At 48.3% G+C, this 15,999-nt stretch carries 13 protein-coding genes and 1 pseudogene; 11 read left to right on the top strand and 3 right to left on the bottom strand.

Features of this window, described 5'->3' with window-relative positions; genetic code table 11:
* Nucleotides 1-117: 117 nt before the first annotated feature.
* The 7 genes and pseudogenes from kduI to AMS66_RS00705 all read left to right on the top strand — a co-directional run bounded on the left by kduI (nt 118) and on the right by AMS66_RS00705 (nt 8,416).
* The gene (gene kduI / locus AMS66_RS00735) at nt 118-957 is read left to right on the top strand and encodes a 5-dehydro-4-deoxy-D-glucuronate isomerase (RefSeq protein ID WP_053779017.1); all 840 of its coding nucleotides are present in this window, start codon (nt 118-120) and stop codon (nt 955-957) included.
* 37 nt (nt 958-994) lie between these two features.
* Nucleotides 995-1,753, top strand: a complete 759-nt coding sequence (locus AMS66_RS00730; protein WP_053779012.1) for a DeoR/GlpR family DNA-binding transcription regulator — start codon at nt 995-997, stop codon at nt 1,751-1,753.
* An 82-nt stretch (nt 1,754-1,835) separates the two neighbouring features.
* A complete protein-coding gene (kduD, locus tag AMS66_RS00725; RefSeq protein ID WP_053779016.1) occupies nt 1,836-2,588 on the top strand; it encodes a 2-dehydro-3-deoxy-D-gluconate 5-dehydrogenase KduD in 753 nt (250 codons plus the stop codon).
* Between the two features lie 36 nt (nt 2,589-2,624).
* Nucleotides 2,625-3,470, top strand: a complete 846-nt coding sequence (locus AMS66_RS00720) for a sugar phosphate isomerase/epimerase family protein (protein WP_053779011.1) — start codon at nt 2,625-2,627, stop codon at nt 3,468-3,470.
* A gap of 245 nt (nt 3,471-3,715) precedes the next feature.
* Nucleotides 3,716-5,023 carry a homocysteine synthase gene (locus tag AMS66_RS00715; protein WP_053779010.1) on the top strand — a complete coding sequence of 436 codons (1,308 nt, stop codon included), beginning with the start codon at nt 3,716-3,718 and terminating at the stop codon, nt 5,021-5,023.
* A gap of 361 nt (nt 5,024-5,384) precedes the next feature.
* A pseudogene (locus tag AMS66_RS00710) lies at nt 5,385-7,396 on the top strand (heavy metal translocating P-type ATPase).
* A gap of 204 nt (nt 7,397-7,600) precedes the next feature.
* Nucleotides 7,601-8,416: an alpha/beta fold hydrolase gene (locus AMS66_RS00705; RefSeq protein WP_053779009.1), complete on the top strand. Its 816-nt coding sequence runs from the start codon at nt 7,601-7,603 to the stop codon at nt 8,414-8,416.
* 147 nt (nt 8,417-8,563) lie between these two features.
* Here the strand turns inward: AMS66_RS00705 and AMS66_RS00700 are convergent, their stop codons facing one another.
* Complete coding sequence (locus AMS66_RS00700) at nt 8,564-9,295, bottom strand: ZIP family metal transporter (protein WP_053779008.1); 732 nt, start codon at nt 9,293-9,295, stop codon at nt 8,564-8,566.
* Between the two features lie 253 nt (nt 9,296-9,548).
* On the opposite strand from AMS66_RS00700, the gene trxB reads away from it, so the two are divergent.
* The gene (gene trxB / locus AMS66_RS00695) at nt 9,549-10,490 is read left to right on the top strand and encodes a thioredoxin-disulfide reductase (RefSeq protein WP_053779007.1); all 942 of its coding nucleotides are present in this window, start codon (nt 9,549-9,551) and stop codon (nt 10,488-10,490) included.
* A 60-nt stretch (nt 10,491-10,550) separates the two neighbouring features.
* A complete protein-coding gene (locus AMS66_RS00690) occupies nt 10,551-10,781 on the top strand; it encodes a glutaredoxin family protein (protein ID WP_053779006.1) in 231 nt (76 codons plus the stop codon).
* Nucleotides 10,782-11,017: 236 nt separating this feature from the next.
* On the opposite strand, the gene AMS66_RS00685 is transcribed toward AMS66_RS00690, so the two are convergent.
* Both AMS66_RS00685 and AMS66_RS00680 read right to left on the bottom strand, forming a co-directional pair.
* Nucleotides 11,018-11,215 (bottom strand): hypothetical protein, encoded by a 198-nt coding sequence (locus AMS66_RS00685; RefSeq protein WP_053779005.1) that lies wholly within the window; start codon nt 11,213-11,215, stop codon nt 11,018-11,020.
* 145 nt (nt 11,216-11,360) lie between these two features.
* Nucleotides 11,361-12,527: an ROK family protein gene (locus AMS66_RS00680; protein WP_053779015.1), complete on the bottom strand. Its 1,167-nt coding sequence runs from the start codon at nt 12,525-12,527 to the stop codon at nt 11,361-11,363.
* A gap of 199 nt (nt 12,528-12,726) precedes the next feature.
* Here AMS66_RS00680 and xylA point away from each other — a divergent pair, with 199 nt between their 5' ends.
* Entirely contained in the window at nt 12,727-14,043 is a 1,317-nt protein-coding gene (gene xylA, locus AMS66_RS00675; RefSeq protein WP_053779004.1) for a xylose isomerase, read from the top strand.
* Between the two features lie 419 nt (nt 14,044-14,462).
* Complete coding sequence (gene xylB, locus AMS66_RS00670; RefSeq protein WP_053779003.1) at nt 14,463-15,956, top strand: xylulokinase; 1,494 nt, start codon at nt 14,463-14,465, stop codon at nt 15,954-15,956.
* Nucleotides 15,957-15,999 lie beyond the last annotated feature (43 nt).

The raw sequence follows: 15,999 nt of genomic DNA, 5'->3' as shown, positions 1-15,999 counted from the left end.
ACTGTCGCACTTGGTTTGACAATCGGTCTTTATAAAAAAAGGTACACAAAAGATACAAAATGAACTAAAATGAACTTATATGAACATTATCTGACTAACGAAAGGAATGGATTAATGATGCAAAACCGTTATGCTGCACACCCAAATGAAGTGAAAAACTATGATACATCCCGTTTGCGCGAGGAATTTCTGATGGAGCAATTGTTTGCCACAGATGAATTGGTGACCGTTTACTCTCATGTGGATCGTTATATTGTAGGAACGGCTGTACCTCAAAGCAAGGATATTGCACTTGAAGTGAATCTGAAGGATATCGGAACGAACTTTTTCCTGGAGCGTCGTGAAATCGGTATCATTAATGTTGGAGGCCATGGAACCGTGACAGCTGACGGTCAAGGCTACGAGATTGGTGCGAAGGAATGCCTGTACATCGGCAGAGGTGTAAAAGAAGTCGTGTTCAAGAGCAGCGGCAAGGATCAACCGGCTCAGTTTTATTTTGTATCCACACCGGCGCACCACACGTATCCAACAGTAAAAGCAACGCAAGAACAAGCTCAGCCGAACCACCTCGGCAGCATCGAAAGCTCGAATGAACGGACCATTTATCGCTATATCCACCAGGGAGAAGGCGGAATCCAGAGCTGTCAGCTGGTAATGGGCATTACGGAACTCGACAAGGGTAACATGTGGAATACCATGCCTGCACATACCCACAACCGCCGTTCCGAAGTATACTTGTATTTCAACCTGCCGGAAGATGGCGTCGTGTTCCATATGATGGGCGAGCCAAACGAAACACGGCATCTGGTTGTACGTGACCGTCAGGCCATTATCTCCCCTAGCTGGTCGATCCACAGTGGTGTCGGTACGAGCAGCTATACCTTCTGCTGGGCAATGGCTGGGGAAAACCAGACGTTCGAGGATATGGACGGCGTGGCGATGAAGGACCTGAAATAGGCGCGTAAATTCCAAAGAAACAGGAAGTTGATCTGTGATGAATCCATTGAAAAGACATGAAAAAATTATGGAGGCTCTATTGGAGCGGCAGGAAGTCACCGTTAGTGATCTGAGTGAACTGCTGCAGGTGACGGGCAAGACTGTACGGGAGGATCTCGATAAGCTGGAAGGCATGGGGTTACTCGTGCGTGTCCATGGGGGTGCGATGCTGGCTCAGAACGACCAGTACGGCATCCTCACGAGTCGTGGGGCTACGGAAAAGCATCATTCGGAGAAAACGGAGATTGCTGAGCGAGCCCTTGCTTATATCCGGCCAGGAGATATTGTTGCATTGGACGGCGGAAGCACTACGTTGGAGATGGCGAAGCGTATGGACAATCAACCCATTACCGTGGTTACCAATGATCTGTTCATTATTGCTGAGCTGACCAAAAAGGAGCAGGTGCGACTGGTTGTGCCTGGCGGGGCAAGAGTCCGCAATATGCTGGTGGGAGACGACACGGCGGCCTTCATTTCGGGTCTCAACATTCACAAAGCGTTTATCTCAACGACGGCACTTCATCCGGAATTTGGACTTTCCATATATACAGGAGATCTGGTGCCACTAAAAAAAGCGATGATCTCTGCATCTCAGCAGGTCTATGGCGTCGTGGATCATTATAAATTCGGGCAATTTGCCCTTCGGACCTTTGCGCACTGTTCGGAGCTGGATTGTATCATCAGCGACAGTCGCTTGGATGAGGAGACAGTAGCCCTATACAAACAAAATGGCATCGAAGTGGATTATCAGAGCTGACCTTCAGTTCCACAGTGGTTACGTGACTGCCGAGGCTGAAGAACACGGTTTGCATACCAATAACCATGCGGAGGAATCATTCATGAACCCATTTGATTTAAGCGGACAAGTTGCACTTGTCACTGGTACATCAGGAGGTCTTGGGCAAGGAATGGCGATTGGCCTTGCTGAAGCCGGGGCAGATGTTGTGCTGGTGTCTTACTCCAATCCATCGGAAACAGCGCGTGCCATTGAGGCTCTAGGACGCAAAGCGTATGTGATTGAAGCTGATTTGAGTCGTGAGGACGAATTGACCGGGGTGTTTGAAAAGGCATTAGCCTTTCAAGGGAGAATTGATATTCTGGTCAATAATGCGGGAATTATTCGTCGTACACCTGCAGCCGATCACGGTCAACAGGACTGGCATGATGTCATAGGTCTTAACCTGAATACGGTATTTTTCCTGAGCCAGTTGGCCGGCAGACATATGATTGAACGGGGAAGCGGAAAGATCATTAACATTGCCTCCATGCTGTCTTATCAGGGTGGAATTAACGTACCGGGATACACGGCCAGTAAACATGGGGTAGCCGGTTTAACGAAAGCACTCGCGAATGAATGGGCAGGCAAAGGTGTTCAAATCAACGGGATTGCACCAGGCTATATGGAAACAGACAATACGACTCAGATTCGCGCCGATGAAAATCGGTACCGTGACATCACGGCACGGATTCCAGCTGGACGCTGGGGAACACCTGAGGATCTGAAAGGTCCGGTTGTTTTCCTGGCATCGGCGGCTTCGGATTATTTGAATGGTCACGTACTGAATGTGGATGGCGGCTGGATGGCTCGTTAACCCTGTCAGCGATCCGATTGCAAAGGAGGCAGTGACATGAAACTTGGTATTCTTGCGCATACGTTTGGCAAACAACCTACGGCACAGCTTGCACAGACCATCGCGGATAACGGATTCAATTCGGTACAGCTGGCATTAGCCAAGGCTTTGTCGGATGTAGACTCGGCCAATGGCAAGCTGAGCCCTGGACTGGCGAACGAGATCGGAGATCAATTTGCACAGCGCGGAGTCAAGATTGCGGTATTGGGTTGCTACATTAACCCGATTGATCCTGATCCTGTGGCCCGTCGTGCAGACATTGATCGATTCAAGGAGCATCTGCGTTATGCCCGGGATTTCGGTTGCAGCATGGTGGCAACGGAGACCGGGGGCCTAGATACGTATCGCGACTCTCATCCGGATGGATATGAAGAAAAGGCGTGGACGGTGCTGCGGGAAACGGTAGAGGAACTGGCGGAAGAGGCGGAAAAGTGGGGCGTTCATGCGGCGATTGAGCCTGTATCTACTCATACACTTCATTCACGTGAACATATGATCCGTCTGTTTGAAGAAATTCCTTCATCCAATCTGGGCATGCTGTTTGATCCTTGTAATTTGATCAAACAACCGCATGTGGCTGACCAGTCTGCATTTCTGCGTGAAGTGATGGAAACGCTGTATCAGCGCATCATTGTCATTCATGCCAAAGATGTGGCTTTCAATGCACAGGGTGAAAAGTTCAATCCGGTGCCGGGTGAGGGCATTCTGGATTATCCGTTATTTTTTGAACTATTGAAGACCTATAAACCACACATCGATATTTCACTAGAAGGGGTAACGGCGGAAGAAGCTGTCCCAGCGGCCAAGCATTTACGTGAGGTATGGAGTGGCGTTCGGGTATAGACGGTATAAAGTCGGGCAGAAGTTCAGCAGGTGATGGTTAAAAAAATCCGGAAAACCTTTGCGGGAGCAAAGGTTTTTTTGGTGTAGCAGTCTTACTGATACATATTTAACATTTCTCATCGGAAAAATCGGAAATATTTCTTTTCAAAAGCGACATCTTGTGAGAGAATATGGAAAACATACGCCACCATGTCATGACATCTAGGGATTTGCCAAACGTATAAGTTAAGGGAGGAAACAGATTTATGTCAAACGAACGTGAGCTTTCATTTGAAACATTGGCAATCCATGCCGGCCAGGAGATTGATCCGACCACCCATGCACGTGCTGTACCGTTGTACCAAACAACATCCTACGGATTCCGTGATACGGAGCATGCAGCCAATCTGTTTGGATTGAAAGAGTTTGGCAATATCTATACGCGTCTGATGAATCCGACCACGGATGTGTTCGAACAACGTATTGCTGCACTTGAGGGAGGCGCGGGTGCACTGGCTACCGCTTCCGGTCAGGCAGCGATTACGTTCTCTCTCTTAAACATCGCAGGTGCGGGTGACGAGATTGTTTCCGCAGCGAGTCTGTATGGAGGAACGTACAATCTGTTCTCAACCACACTACCGAAACTTGGCCTAGATGTAAAGTTTGTAGATTCCAGTGATCCTGAAAATTTCCGGGCGGCGATTACGGAGAAGACAAAAGCATTGTACGCTGAAACGATCGGTAATCCGCAAGGCAACGTACTGGATATTGAAGCTGTGGCAGCCATCGCCCATGAACATGGCATTCCTTTGATTGTAGACAATACATTCCCAAGTCCATATCTGCTTCGTCCAATCGAGCATGGAGCTGATATTGTCGTTCATTCGGCTACCAAATTTATTGGCGGTCACGGTACTTCCATTGGTGGAGTTATTGTGGACAGTGGCAAATTCGACTGGAAAGCAAGTGGCAAGTTCCCGGGACTGACAGAACCGGATTCCAGCTATCATGGTGTCGTATATACAGAAGCGGTTGGACCGATTGCTTATATTATCAAAGCTCGTGTACAATTGCTGCGTGACTTTGGTGCTACTATCTCACCTTTCAATTCATGGTTGCTCATTCAAGGGCTGGAGACACTGCATCTGCGTGTAGAACGTCATAGCAGCAACGCACTGGCTGTGGCGCAATATCTGGAGAAACATGAGGATGTGGACTGGGTAAGCTACGCAGGTTTGCCGAGTCACCCTTCCTATGAACTGGCACAGAAGTATTTGCCGAAAGGCCAGGGAGCCATTCTGACCTTTGGTATCAAAGGCGGAGTGGATGCAGGACGCAAACTGATTGAGAATGTGAAGCTGTTCTCTCACCTTGCCAACGTAGGTGACTCCAAGTCACTGATCATTCATCCGGCAAGTACGACGCACCAACAGCTGACAGAAGATGAGCAGACTGCAGCAGGCGTTAATCCTGAGCTGATTCGTTTATCTGTGGGTACAGAGAATATTCAGGATATCCTCTACGATCTGGAGCAAGCCATTAAGGCTAGTCAGCAATCAAGTGTTAGTGTTTAATTCATAACGTTAATAAATTAAATTTACACGAGCCGCTTGTCCTTATGGACGAGTGGCTTTTTTTAATTTTACATCGGCTAAGGTGAAAAACCCATTTACAAATGCAGAACACAGGCATATAATGAAGCAAAAGTTGTATTGGGTAAAAATAATTGCATAAGTACAAAAATGATTATCATTCTCATTCAAAATGATTCAAAAATCATTCAATAACCATGCTGCTGCGGGATTCCCGCAGCAGCATGTGTCATTTTTAGGGCATTAACAATGGCTCTCATTCTCAATACGACTTCAATACAGGGAACATGGATGCTGCAAAATGCACTCCACAACCCGACAATCAGAAAGGATTGTGATTCATATGCAAGCGATACACCAACCTATTCAAACCCAAGCAAAAGCTGAACAGCGCTCTGCCAACACACCTGGTCCGGGACGAGGGCGCAAACCAGACTTTCGGGCGATGCTGCGCAACAAGGAAATGCAAGCTGCTCTGGGCAGTGGACTTTTGATGCTTATTGCTTGGGCGACTGCATCGTGGTCCAACCCATTATCCGTACTGCTATATATCGTTGCGTATGCCATAGGTGGATGGACCAAGGCCAAAGAAGGCATAGAGACACTGGTCAAGGATCGTGATCTCGATGTAAATCTGCTCATGATTGCAGCATCGTTGGGAGCGGCAGCCATCGGTTACTGGAATGAAGGCGCCATGCTAATCTTTATTTTTGCGTTAAGTGGTGCGTTGGAAAGCTATGCAACGGAGCGCAGTCACAAGGATATTTCATCACTGCTGGCGCTCAAACCGGAAACGGCGCTGCGTATTGAGGACGGGAAGATGAATCGTGTATCCATCGATGATTTGCAGCCGGGGGATCTGTTGCTGGTCAAACCAGGCGAACTGGTTCCGGCGGATGGTGTAGTGTACCGGGGTAGCTCTTTTATCAATCAGGCCTCGATTACAGGAGAATCCTTACCTATAGACAAAATCGCTGGTGACGAGGTATACGCAGGTACCGTGAATGGCGAAGGTGCTCTATATGTGGAGGTGACCAAATCAGCTGAAGGTTCACTTTTTGGTAAGATCATTAAACTGGTGGAAGAGGCACAGACGGAGGTACCGGATTCTCAACGATTTATTGAACGGTTCGAGGGGATATACGCCCGCATTGTTGTTGCTGTAACGTTGTTGGTCATTGGGGGAATGCCGTTACTGCTTGGCTGGACATGGAACGAGGCGTTTTACAAAGCAATGGTCTTTCTGGTTGTGGCTTCACCTTGTGCCCTGGTTTCTTCCATTATGCCGGTCATGTTATCAGCGATGTCCAGCAGTGCACGTCGCGGTATTCTTTTCAAAGGTGGAGCTCATGTGGAGAATATGGCCCAGACCCGGGTGGTTGCTTTTGATAAAACAGGGACATTGACGATGGGTACTCCACAGGTGACCGATATTATAACGGCAGACGGATATGACCGGACACAGTTGTTGGGTGCGGTAGCCGCCATCGAGAACCTTTCGATGCATCCACTGGCTCGGGCTATTGTGGAGCAGGCCACCAAGGAGGACATCATACTCCCAGTTGCCGAACAGGTTCAGGCTCTGACGGGCTGGGGGATTGAGGGGAAAGTAAACGGTGTTCTCTGGAAAATCGGCAAAACGGACGTCATTGATTCAATGGGGTCGGAGAATGTGATATACGGAAACGACAATCAGAATGGATTAGGTGAGCAAGCGGTTAAAGACTCATCTGAATGGAAGGATATTCGCTCCCGTCTGGAGGGAGAAGGCAAGACCGTGTCTGCTATAACAGCGAATGGGGAAATGGCGGGTCTGATCGCGATGAGGGATAGGTTCGGCCACAAGCGGCCGCCGCGGTGAAGAAGCTGGAAGCCATGGGTGTAAAAGTAGCGATGTTGACAGGCGACCGTCCTGAATCTGCAGCCGTGATTGCTCGTGAGACAGGCGTGAGTCTGGTATATTCAGGTTTGCTGCCCGAAGATAAAGTGAAGCAGGTGCATCTGCTTCGTGAACAGTACGGGCAAGTGTTGATGGTTGGGGATGGAGTGAATGATGCGCCTGCACTTGCAGCGGCAACGGTGGGCATGGGTATGGGTGTATCGGGTAGCGGTACGGCACTGGAAGTGGCGGATGTGGTGCTGATGAACGACAATATTGAAGAGATCGCCTGGGTGATCAGTCAGGCTCGCCGGGCGCAGCGGACGGTGAAGCAGAATATGTTTTTTGCCATTACGGTTATTCTGGCGCTGATCGCGGGCAATTTCCTGCAGGACGTTGCATTGCCATTGGGTGTAGTAGGCCATGAAGGCAGCACAATTCTGGTTATTCTGAACGGGTTGAGATTGCTGCGCTAATAAGTCATGAAGTGGTCGGGGTTAGATGACGCTTCTAATTCAGTTGAATTGCATGGCGTTTGAACCTTGGGTCAGAGGGTAATGATTCGAAGAGGCGATTCCAGATGAACGTTCCGCACGGAACAGGAAATGGAGCGTTATGATTGAAACATAACCACGGCATATGCCGTTGCAACGACATGACAATAAAGGGAGCTGTGAAATATGGGACGTTACGTACAAGTGGAACCGAATGTGAATGTATTTGTTGAAGATATTGGCGAAGGAAAACCGGTTGTCTTTTTGCACGGCTGGCCTGTTAATTATAAAATGTTTGAATATCAATTAAATGTATTGCCGAATCAGGGCATTCGTGCGATTGCCATAGATTTCAGAGGTTACGGCAAATCGGATAAACCTTCGACAGGGTATAATTATGACCGCATGGCAGACGATGTTCGTGCCGTGATTGATGACCTGCAACTGACGGACGCTGTACTGGCAGGCTTCTCCATGGGTGGAGCGATTGCCGTGCATTACATGGCCCGCCATGCGGGACATGGTGTATCCAAGCTGGCGTTATTGTCTGCGGCGGCACCGGTGTTCACACAGCGCGAAGGTTATCCGTATGGATTGACTCCGGCGCAGCTGACCGAGCAGATTATCGAGCCGATCTTCGCAGATCGTCCGAAACTGCTGGAGACGTTTGGCGGTATGTTTTTCGCGAAGCAGCACAGCCAGCCGTTCATGGATTGGTTCCATGCTTTGGGCATGGAAGCCTCTTCTTACGGTACGATTAACAGTGCGATTGCATTGCGGGATGAGGATTTGCGCGGGGATCTGAGTTCAATTCAGGTGCCAACAGCCATTTTACATGGGAAAAAGGATGAGATATGCCCGTTTGAGTTTGCCGAAGAGATGCACAAAGGCATTGCTGGCTCTCAATTGATTGCTTTTGAGGAGAGTGGTCACGGGGCATTCTATGATGAATTGGAAAAATTCAATGCTGAATTGATTCGATTTATCAAATCCGGATTGTGATCGTCAACCGACCTTTACAGATCGTTCCAACGATTTCATTCAATCTTCATTTGTGAACAAAAAAAGAACCTGGAAATCAGCGAGTCGCTGCCCTTTCAGGTTCTTTTGCCGTCTATCGTTGTCTTCATGTATGAGCTGTTCTTTCCATTAGAAGAGCTCAGTCAGACCAATCATCGTGATCAGTCCGAGCAAAAAGGAAACCGTTGCCGCCCGTGCATTGCCATCGCCATGGCTTTCGGGAATCAATTCCTTGTACACGATGAACATCATCGCACCCGCTGCAAAGGCGAGCCCATAAGGGACCAGACCGGATACCAGACTACTGAGTGTGTAACCAATCATGGCTGTAACAATCTCGACCGCACCCGTCAGCGTAGCGATGCCGAGCGCCTTGAAGCGACCGATGTTCTGATTGACAAGGAAGAGGGCAACCAGGAATCCTTCCGGTGCATTCTGCAATCCAATGGAGAAGGCGATCAGATTGCCAAGTCCTGCATCACTGCTCGCGTAGCTGACACCTACCGATAGACCTTCGGGCAGGTTATGCATGGTGATGGCTGCAATGATCATGAAGGCTTTGGCTTCAATTTTGAAAGGCATCTTCTCGGGATTTTCCAGATCCACATGTGGAATCTTCATCTCCAGCACAAGCAGGACCATGCTACCCAGCATAATACCGAGGGCAAGTACAAACAGATTGGATTGCCCGAGCGCTTCCGGAATGAGATTGTACACCGAGGCAGAGGTCATGATGCCTGCTGCATAGGCAAGCAAAATATCACGCAGACGGTGGGTTACTTTGCGCATAAATAGAATAGGTATGGCCCCAAGGCCAGTAGACATGGCTGAGATAAAGCTGCCAATGAGTGCATCGTTCATGCTTCCATTTTCCCTCCTGATGAAGACTTCTTCATAATCGCTGCCGAGCATTGACACCGTACATAAAAGCGCTCATAATGAACAACAGATTAGAATGATTATAAATTAGAATTCCGTTTCTGCATAGGTTAATTGCCATAATGGGCAGGTCATGTGGACATGATGTAGGCTTTTGTTCTAGTGTATGCAAAAGCATTTGCTTTTGATGCCGGAGAGCCTGACCTTTTTGCAGAACCCGGGGGAGGAACTATACATGTATAAATCAATTATTATTGGAACAGGCCCTGCAGGGCTAACAGCAGCAATCTATCTGGCACGTGCCAACTTGAACCCACTCGTTATTGAAGGACCACAACCTGGTGGTCAACTGACAACAACAACCGAAGTGGAGAACTTCCCAGGTTTCCCTGACGGCATTATGGGTCCTGAACTGATGGACAATATGCGCAAACAAGCAGAACGCTTCGGTGCAGAATTCCGTACAGGCTGGGTAAACAACATTGATATGAGCGAGCGTCCATTCAAAATTCAGGTTGAAGGCATGGGTGAACTCGTATCGGAAACGTTGATCCTGTCTACGGGCGCATCTGCTAAATACCTCGGTATTCCTGGAGAAGAAACGAATGTGGGCCGTGGTGTCAGCACTTGTGCGACATGTGATGGATTCTTCTTCCGCAACAAAGAAATCATCGTAATTGGCGGTGGCGACTCCGCGCTGGAGGAAGCAAGCTTCCTGTCCCGTTTCGGTTCCAAAGTAACTCTTGTACACCGTCGTGAAGAACTTCGTGGTTCCAAAATCATGCAGGATCGTGCACGCAGCAACGAGAAAGTGGAGATGGCATTGAACCGTACCCCTCTTGAAGTGCTGGCTGGCGACAACGGCGTAACTGGATTGAAAGTACTGAACAACGAAACAGGTCAAGAAGAAATCATTCCGGCTAGTGGTGTATTCGTAGCGATTGGTCACACACCAAACACCGGATTCCTGGGCGGACAGATCACAACTGACGAGCATGGTTATATTTTGACTACACCGGGCACATCAGAGACTAATATCCCAGGCGTATTTGCTTGTGGTGATGTACAGGATACCCGTTACAAACAAGCAATCACAGCTGCAGGTAGTGGATGTATGGCTGCGATGGATACAGAGAAATATATTGAGAGCTTGGAGCACAGCGCAGTAGTCCTTTAAGGGAAGAGCTGTCTATATCAATAGATTTAATCTATAAAAAACAATATGAGGTGAATAAACATGGAAAACGTAATTGTATACACATCAACCAACTGCCCAAACTGCAAATCGGTAAAAAGCTTCCTGGCTGACAAAGGCATCACTTATGAAGAGCGTAACATCGAGACAAGCGACGAATTCGCACAACAAGTATGGGATATGGGCGTACGTGCCGTGCCTCTGACTGTCATTGGTGAACACCGCATTCTGGGTATGAACAAAACCCAATTCGCCAAAGCACTGGACGCTTAATTTACCCTCATAGGGTAAGTTCAAGTCACATGGAGCTATTCCGGTTCGCGCGAGCCGTTTGAATATATATTGGGGGAGCCTTAGTCCAGTTCAGGACTGAGGCTTCTTTTATTTGAATTAGTAGTGTCCACACCATGAAAAATCCCCTTCCATTAGCTACAACAGAGCGCATGTTTTCATGCACTCTTTTTGTGGCTTTGAAAGGGGATTTGACATTAAAACCAAACATATTTTATCTAAAAAAAGATACTCATAAAGGTCTGAAATACAACATACACCAGTACGCCTGACAGCATGTACATGAAACCAGCCTTCTTTTTGCTCTGAAACAATCGAAGTATGCCAAGGCTGAACAGCGGCGCAAGCACGATCAGGAACAGGAGTACGGTGACAAACATTTGCGCCGAGATATCTGAAGTATCCACGTAGGTCACGAATTTTCACTCCGTTTCGTTATCGGAATTAACACAGCGACAATCATGCCGCGATGACAAAAATCACATATCCCTATTATACCTCTGGATTTCTTTAACAAAAAGGGAGGAAATGGGGCGAAATGATGTCAATTTTCATCGATTATTAAACGGAAACTCTTATTTTTCCTAAAAATTGGGAAATGGCTGAGTAAGCGGCACCAACACGCGTGGACCGACTACCGAGAGCTGCCCATTCAATCTGCAAACTGCGGCGGTGATAGGGCAAGGTACGCTCCTCCACCACTTGTTTCAGCGCCGTTTCAATCCATGGTCTTGCTTCAGAAAGAGGACCACCGATAATGATACGCTCCGGGTTGAAGCTGTTGACGATATTGGTGATGCCGACGCCCAGTTTACGGCCGATTTCTTGGTATAACTTCAATACATCTTCATGGCCCTGCTCTGCATAATCAATCAATTCCCGTGTAGTATGTGCCGGCAATAGCAACTGATGATCCGGGTGCTCATAAGCTTTCTCCGAAGCATATAACTCCCAGCAGCCACGATTGCCACAGGAGCAAGGTCTGCCCTCTGCTTCAATGGACATATGGCCTGTTTCTCCGGCATATCCCCAAGCTCCTTTGTACAGCTCGCCATCCACCATTATGCCTGAACCAATCCCGATACCTGCACTGATATAAATCAGATGACGTACTCCGATGCCTGCGCCAAAATTCAATTCTCCATGCGCACCTGCATTGGCTTCATTATCGATCGTCACGGGCAGTTCGAACGCTTCATCCAGCATGGCACGAAGGGGGACCTTCTCCCACCCAAGGTTGGGTGCAAACAGCACCGTTCCTTCCTCGTCCACCATACCCGGCACTCCGATACCAATGCCAATTACCCCGTGAGGGGAGGGAGGGGCTGCATGAATCAAATGTTCTGCCGCAAGTTTCAACTGTTCAAATACAGAGGACACATCATGATGTTCCAGCTTCACGGCGTACTCTGTGATGATATGACCTTCCAGATCGGTAAGCACACCCTTTAAGTGGGTCACACTAAGCTCCAAACCTACGGCATATCCCGATGTACCCCGGAATAGCAACATCAGAGGTTTGCGTCCACCGCTGGATTCCCCAGGGCCAATCTCCTGCAAGAGCTCATCATTGATCAGATCAGCAACCAGGTTGGATACCGTTGCTTTATTCAGCCCTGTAACCTCGGATACCCGTGCACGGGAGAGAGGGGCATGACGCCGAATCGTATCCAGGACGATCGACTTGTTTATTTTTTTGACTAGCATCTGGTCTCCGGTAATTTTCATATCCATTAGGCACTCCTATTCTTCTATAAAAGGGTTCAGACCCGCTATCCGTAAACAAGCTATTCGACTATTATAGCGTAAACAAACGTGCAAAAAACATTTTTATTTTTACTTTGTTTAACCAATAGACAAAGTATAACTGATGTGATAGGATAACGTTGTAAACGATTTCTTTAAAACTATTGAGGAGGCATTTTACATGGCCTATTTTGAATCCGTTAATAAAATTGCATTTGAAGGTAAAGATTCCACGAATCCATTTGCTTTTAAACATTATAATTCCGAAGAAGTTGTAGCTGGAAAATCGATGGAAGAGCATTTCCGTTTCGGCATGGCTTACTGGCATACATTAACAGCGGGCGGTAGTGACCCGTTTGGTGCGGAAACTGCTGTTCGTTCTTGGGATAAATACTCCGGTCTGGACCTCGCGAAAGTACGCGTGGAAGCGGCATTTGAATTTTTGGAAAAAATGAATCTACCGTTTTTCTGTTTCCACGATGTGGACATCGCACCAGAAGGCAACAGCCTGCGTGAGTTCTACAGCAACATCGATACGATCGTTGACCTGATTGAAGGCCACATGAAATCCAGCGGCAAAAAACTGCTCTGGAACACAGCGAACATGTTCTCCAACCCACGCTTCATGTTTGGTGCAGCTTCCACTTGCAACGCAGATGTGTACGCTCATGCTGCAGCGCAAATCAAGAAAGGTCTGGAAGTGGGTAAACGTCTGGGCGCAGAAAACTATGTGTTCTGGGGCGGTCGTGAAGGTTATGACACATTGCTCAACACGGATATGCAACTGGAGCAAGACAACATTGCCCGCATGTTCCACATGGCTGTAGACTACGCGAAGGAAATTGGCTTTGATGCGCAATTCCTGATCGAGCCTAAACCGAAAGAGCCAACCAAGCACCAATATGACTATGATGCAGCAACTTCCATTGCATTCCTGCAAAAATACGGTTTGGACAAACACTTCAAACTGAACCTGGAAGCCAACCATGCTACACTGGCTGGTCATACATTTGATCACGAGATCCGCGTTGCCCGCACAAACGGCATGCTTGGTTCCCTTGATGCCAACCAAGGCGACATGCTAATCGGTTGGGATACGGACGAGTTCCCGGTTGATATGTACGATGCTACATTGACAATGTACGAAGTATTGAAAAACGGCGGTATCGGCCGTGGTGGTGTGAACTTCGACGCCAAAGTACGTCGTGGTTCCTTCGAAGCAGACGATCTGTTCCTGGCACACATCGCTGGTATGGATACGTATGCTAAAGGTCTGAAAGTGGCAGCAAAATTGATTGAGGATCGCGTATTCGATGACTTCATCGAAAAACGTTACAGCAGCTTCAGCGAAGGTATCGGTGCAGATGTGGTTGCAGGTAAAGCAACACTGGCTTCCCTTGCAGAGTACGCGCTGAATAACGAAAGCCCACGCAAAAACCAATCCGGACGTCAGGAATTGCTGAGAGCAAAACTCAACCAATACATCCTGGCTGACTAATAGAAGTCAAGCAAAATGCAGGATGAAGGGATATCAGCCTACCTGAGAATACTCGGGTGTGGTTGAAACAGATCTTCGCCTGCACTGTGCGGGACCAGCTTGTACCACGGAACGCCTGAACAAGCATGACATTCGGACCGTCCCCGACTTTCCCATGGGAAGACGGGGACGGTTTTTTGATTAAACAAACTAAACGGTTTTTAAATTTTTGATATAAATGAATAATTTGCATGCAGAACGAAGTGAGCAGAAAGGACCCGAGGAAGCGAAGCGGTCGCATTTATCCCCGGATTTCACCCTTGCTAAAGGGGATAAAGGAAATCCGGGGGTAACGGCGATCCGAGGGTTTTCTGATCACGGAGTGACTTCATGCTAAACAAGCTTCATTTATACAACCATGAAAGAAACGAGGGATATCCATGAGTTACGTAATTGGTGTCGATCTGGGAACAAGCGCAGTCAAAACCGTGCTGGTTAACCGTGAAGGGAAAGTGGCGTTTGAAGCATCCGAGGCTTATCCGCTGTACCAGCCCAAGGCTGGATACAGTGAACAAAACCCCGAGGATTGGGTAGAGCAGACCCTTGTTTCGCTGCGCAAATTGCTGGAAGTGTCCGGCGTACATCCTTCGGAAATCGAAGGACTGAGCTTCTCCGGTCAGATGCATGGATTGGTGCTGGTAGATGCCGAGGGCAAACCGCTGCGTAATGCCATTCTGTGGAATGATACTCGGACAACCGCTCAGTGCCATCGCATCGAGAAAGTACTGGATGGCAAACTGCTGAGCATCGCTCGCAACCGTGCGCTGGAAGGATTCACCTTGCCGAAAATCCTTTGGGTACAGGAGAACGAGCCGGAATTGCTGCAACAAGCGGCCCTGTTCCTGTTGCCGAAGGACTATGTGCGATATCGCCTGACAGGTGATTATGCCATGGATTATTCGGATGCAGCGGGCACATTGCTGCTGGACGTAGCGGGCAAACAGTGGAGCACGGAGATCGCGGAAGCTTTTGAACTGCCGGTATCCTTATGCCCACGTCTTGTAGAGTCATTTGAGGAAGTGGGCACATTGCTGCCTCAGATTGCGGATCAAACAGGACTTGCAGCGGCAACCAAAGTATACGCAGGCGGTGCGGACAATGCGTGCGGGGCGATTGGCGCAGGCATTCTGAGTGAAGGACAGACGATGTGCAGCATCGGAACGTCCGGGGTTGTGCTTTCCTATGAGGAGCGCAAGGATCTCGATTTCGAAGGCAAAGTACACTTTTTTAACCATGGAGAGAAAGATGCCTTCTATATTATGGGGGTAACGCTTGCGGCAGGATACAGCCTTTCTTGGTTTAAAGATACATTTGCTGCGGACAAATCATTTGATGTACTCTTGCAGGGCATTGATGCGATTCCGGCAGGAAGCAACGGATTGCTGTTCACGCCTTATATTGTTGGTGAGCGTACGCCGCATCCAGATGCAAACATTCGTGGCAGCTTTATCGGCATGGATGCCGGACATAAGCTGGAGCATTTTGGACGTGCTGTTATGGAGGGCATTACGTTCTCTCTGCGTGAGTCCATCGATATTCTGCGTAATGCTGGCAAAACGGTCAATGAAGTTATCTCCATTGGTGGAGGCGCCAAAAATGAAGCCTGGCTGCAAATGCAGGCCGATGTCTTCAATGCAACCATTGTGAAATTGGAAAGTGAGCAGGGTCCAGCAATGGGCGCAGCGATGCTTGCAGCTTATGGCTGTGGCTGGTTCCCATCCTTGCAGGAATGTGCAGCAGCGTTCATTCGTCCAGCCAAATCCTATGCCCCAAATCCGGAAACGGTTGCCGCATATGATGGACTGTTTGCATTGTATCAGGATGTGTACGGGCAAACACGCAGCCTGAATGACCGTCTGGAAGCATATCGTTAATTATTTAGATCTCTTCCATATTGAGATTTAAATAGGTCATTAA

Origin of the sequence: Paenibacillus xylanivorans (assembly GCF_001280595.1) — a bacterium.
GTDB lineage: Bacteria > Bacillota > Bacilli > Paenibacillales > Paenibacillaceae > Paenibacillus > Paenibacillus xylanivorans.
Note: the sequence above shows the minus strand (reverse complement) of the source record. Positions and strands in the feature narration are given on the sequence as shown.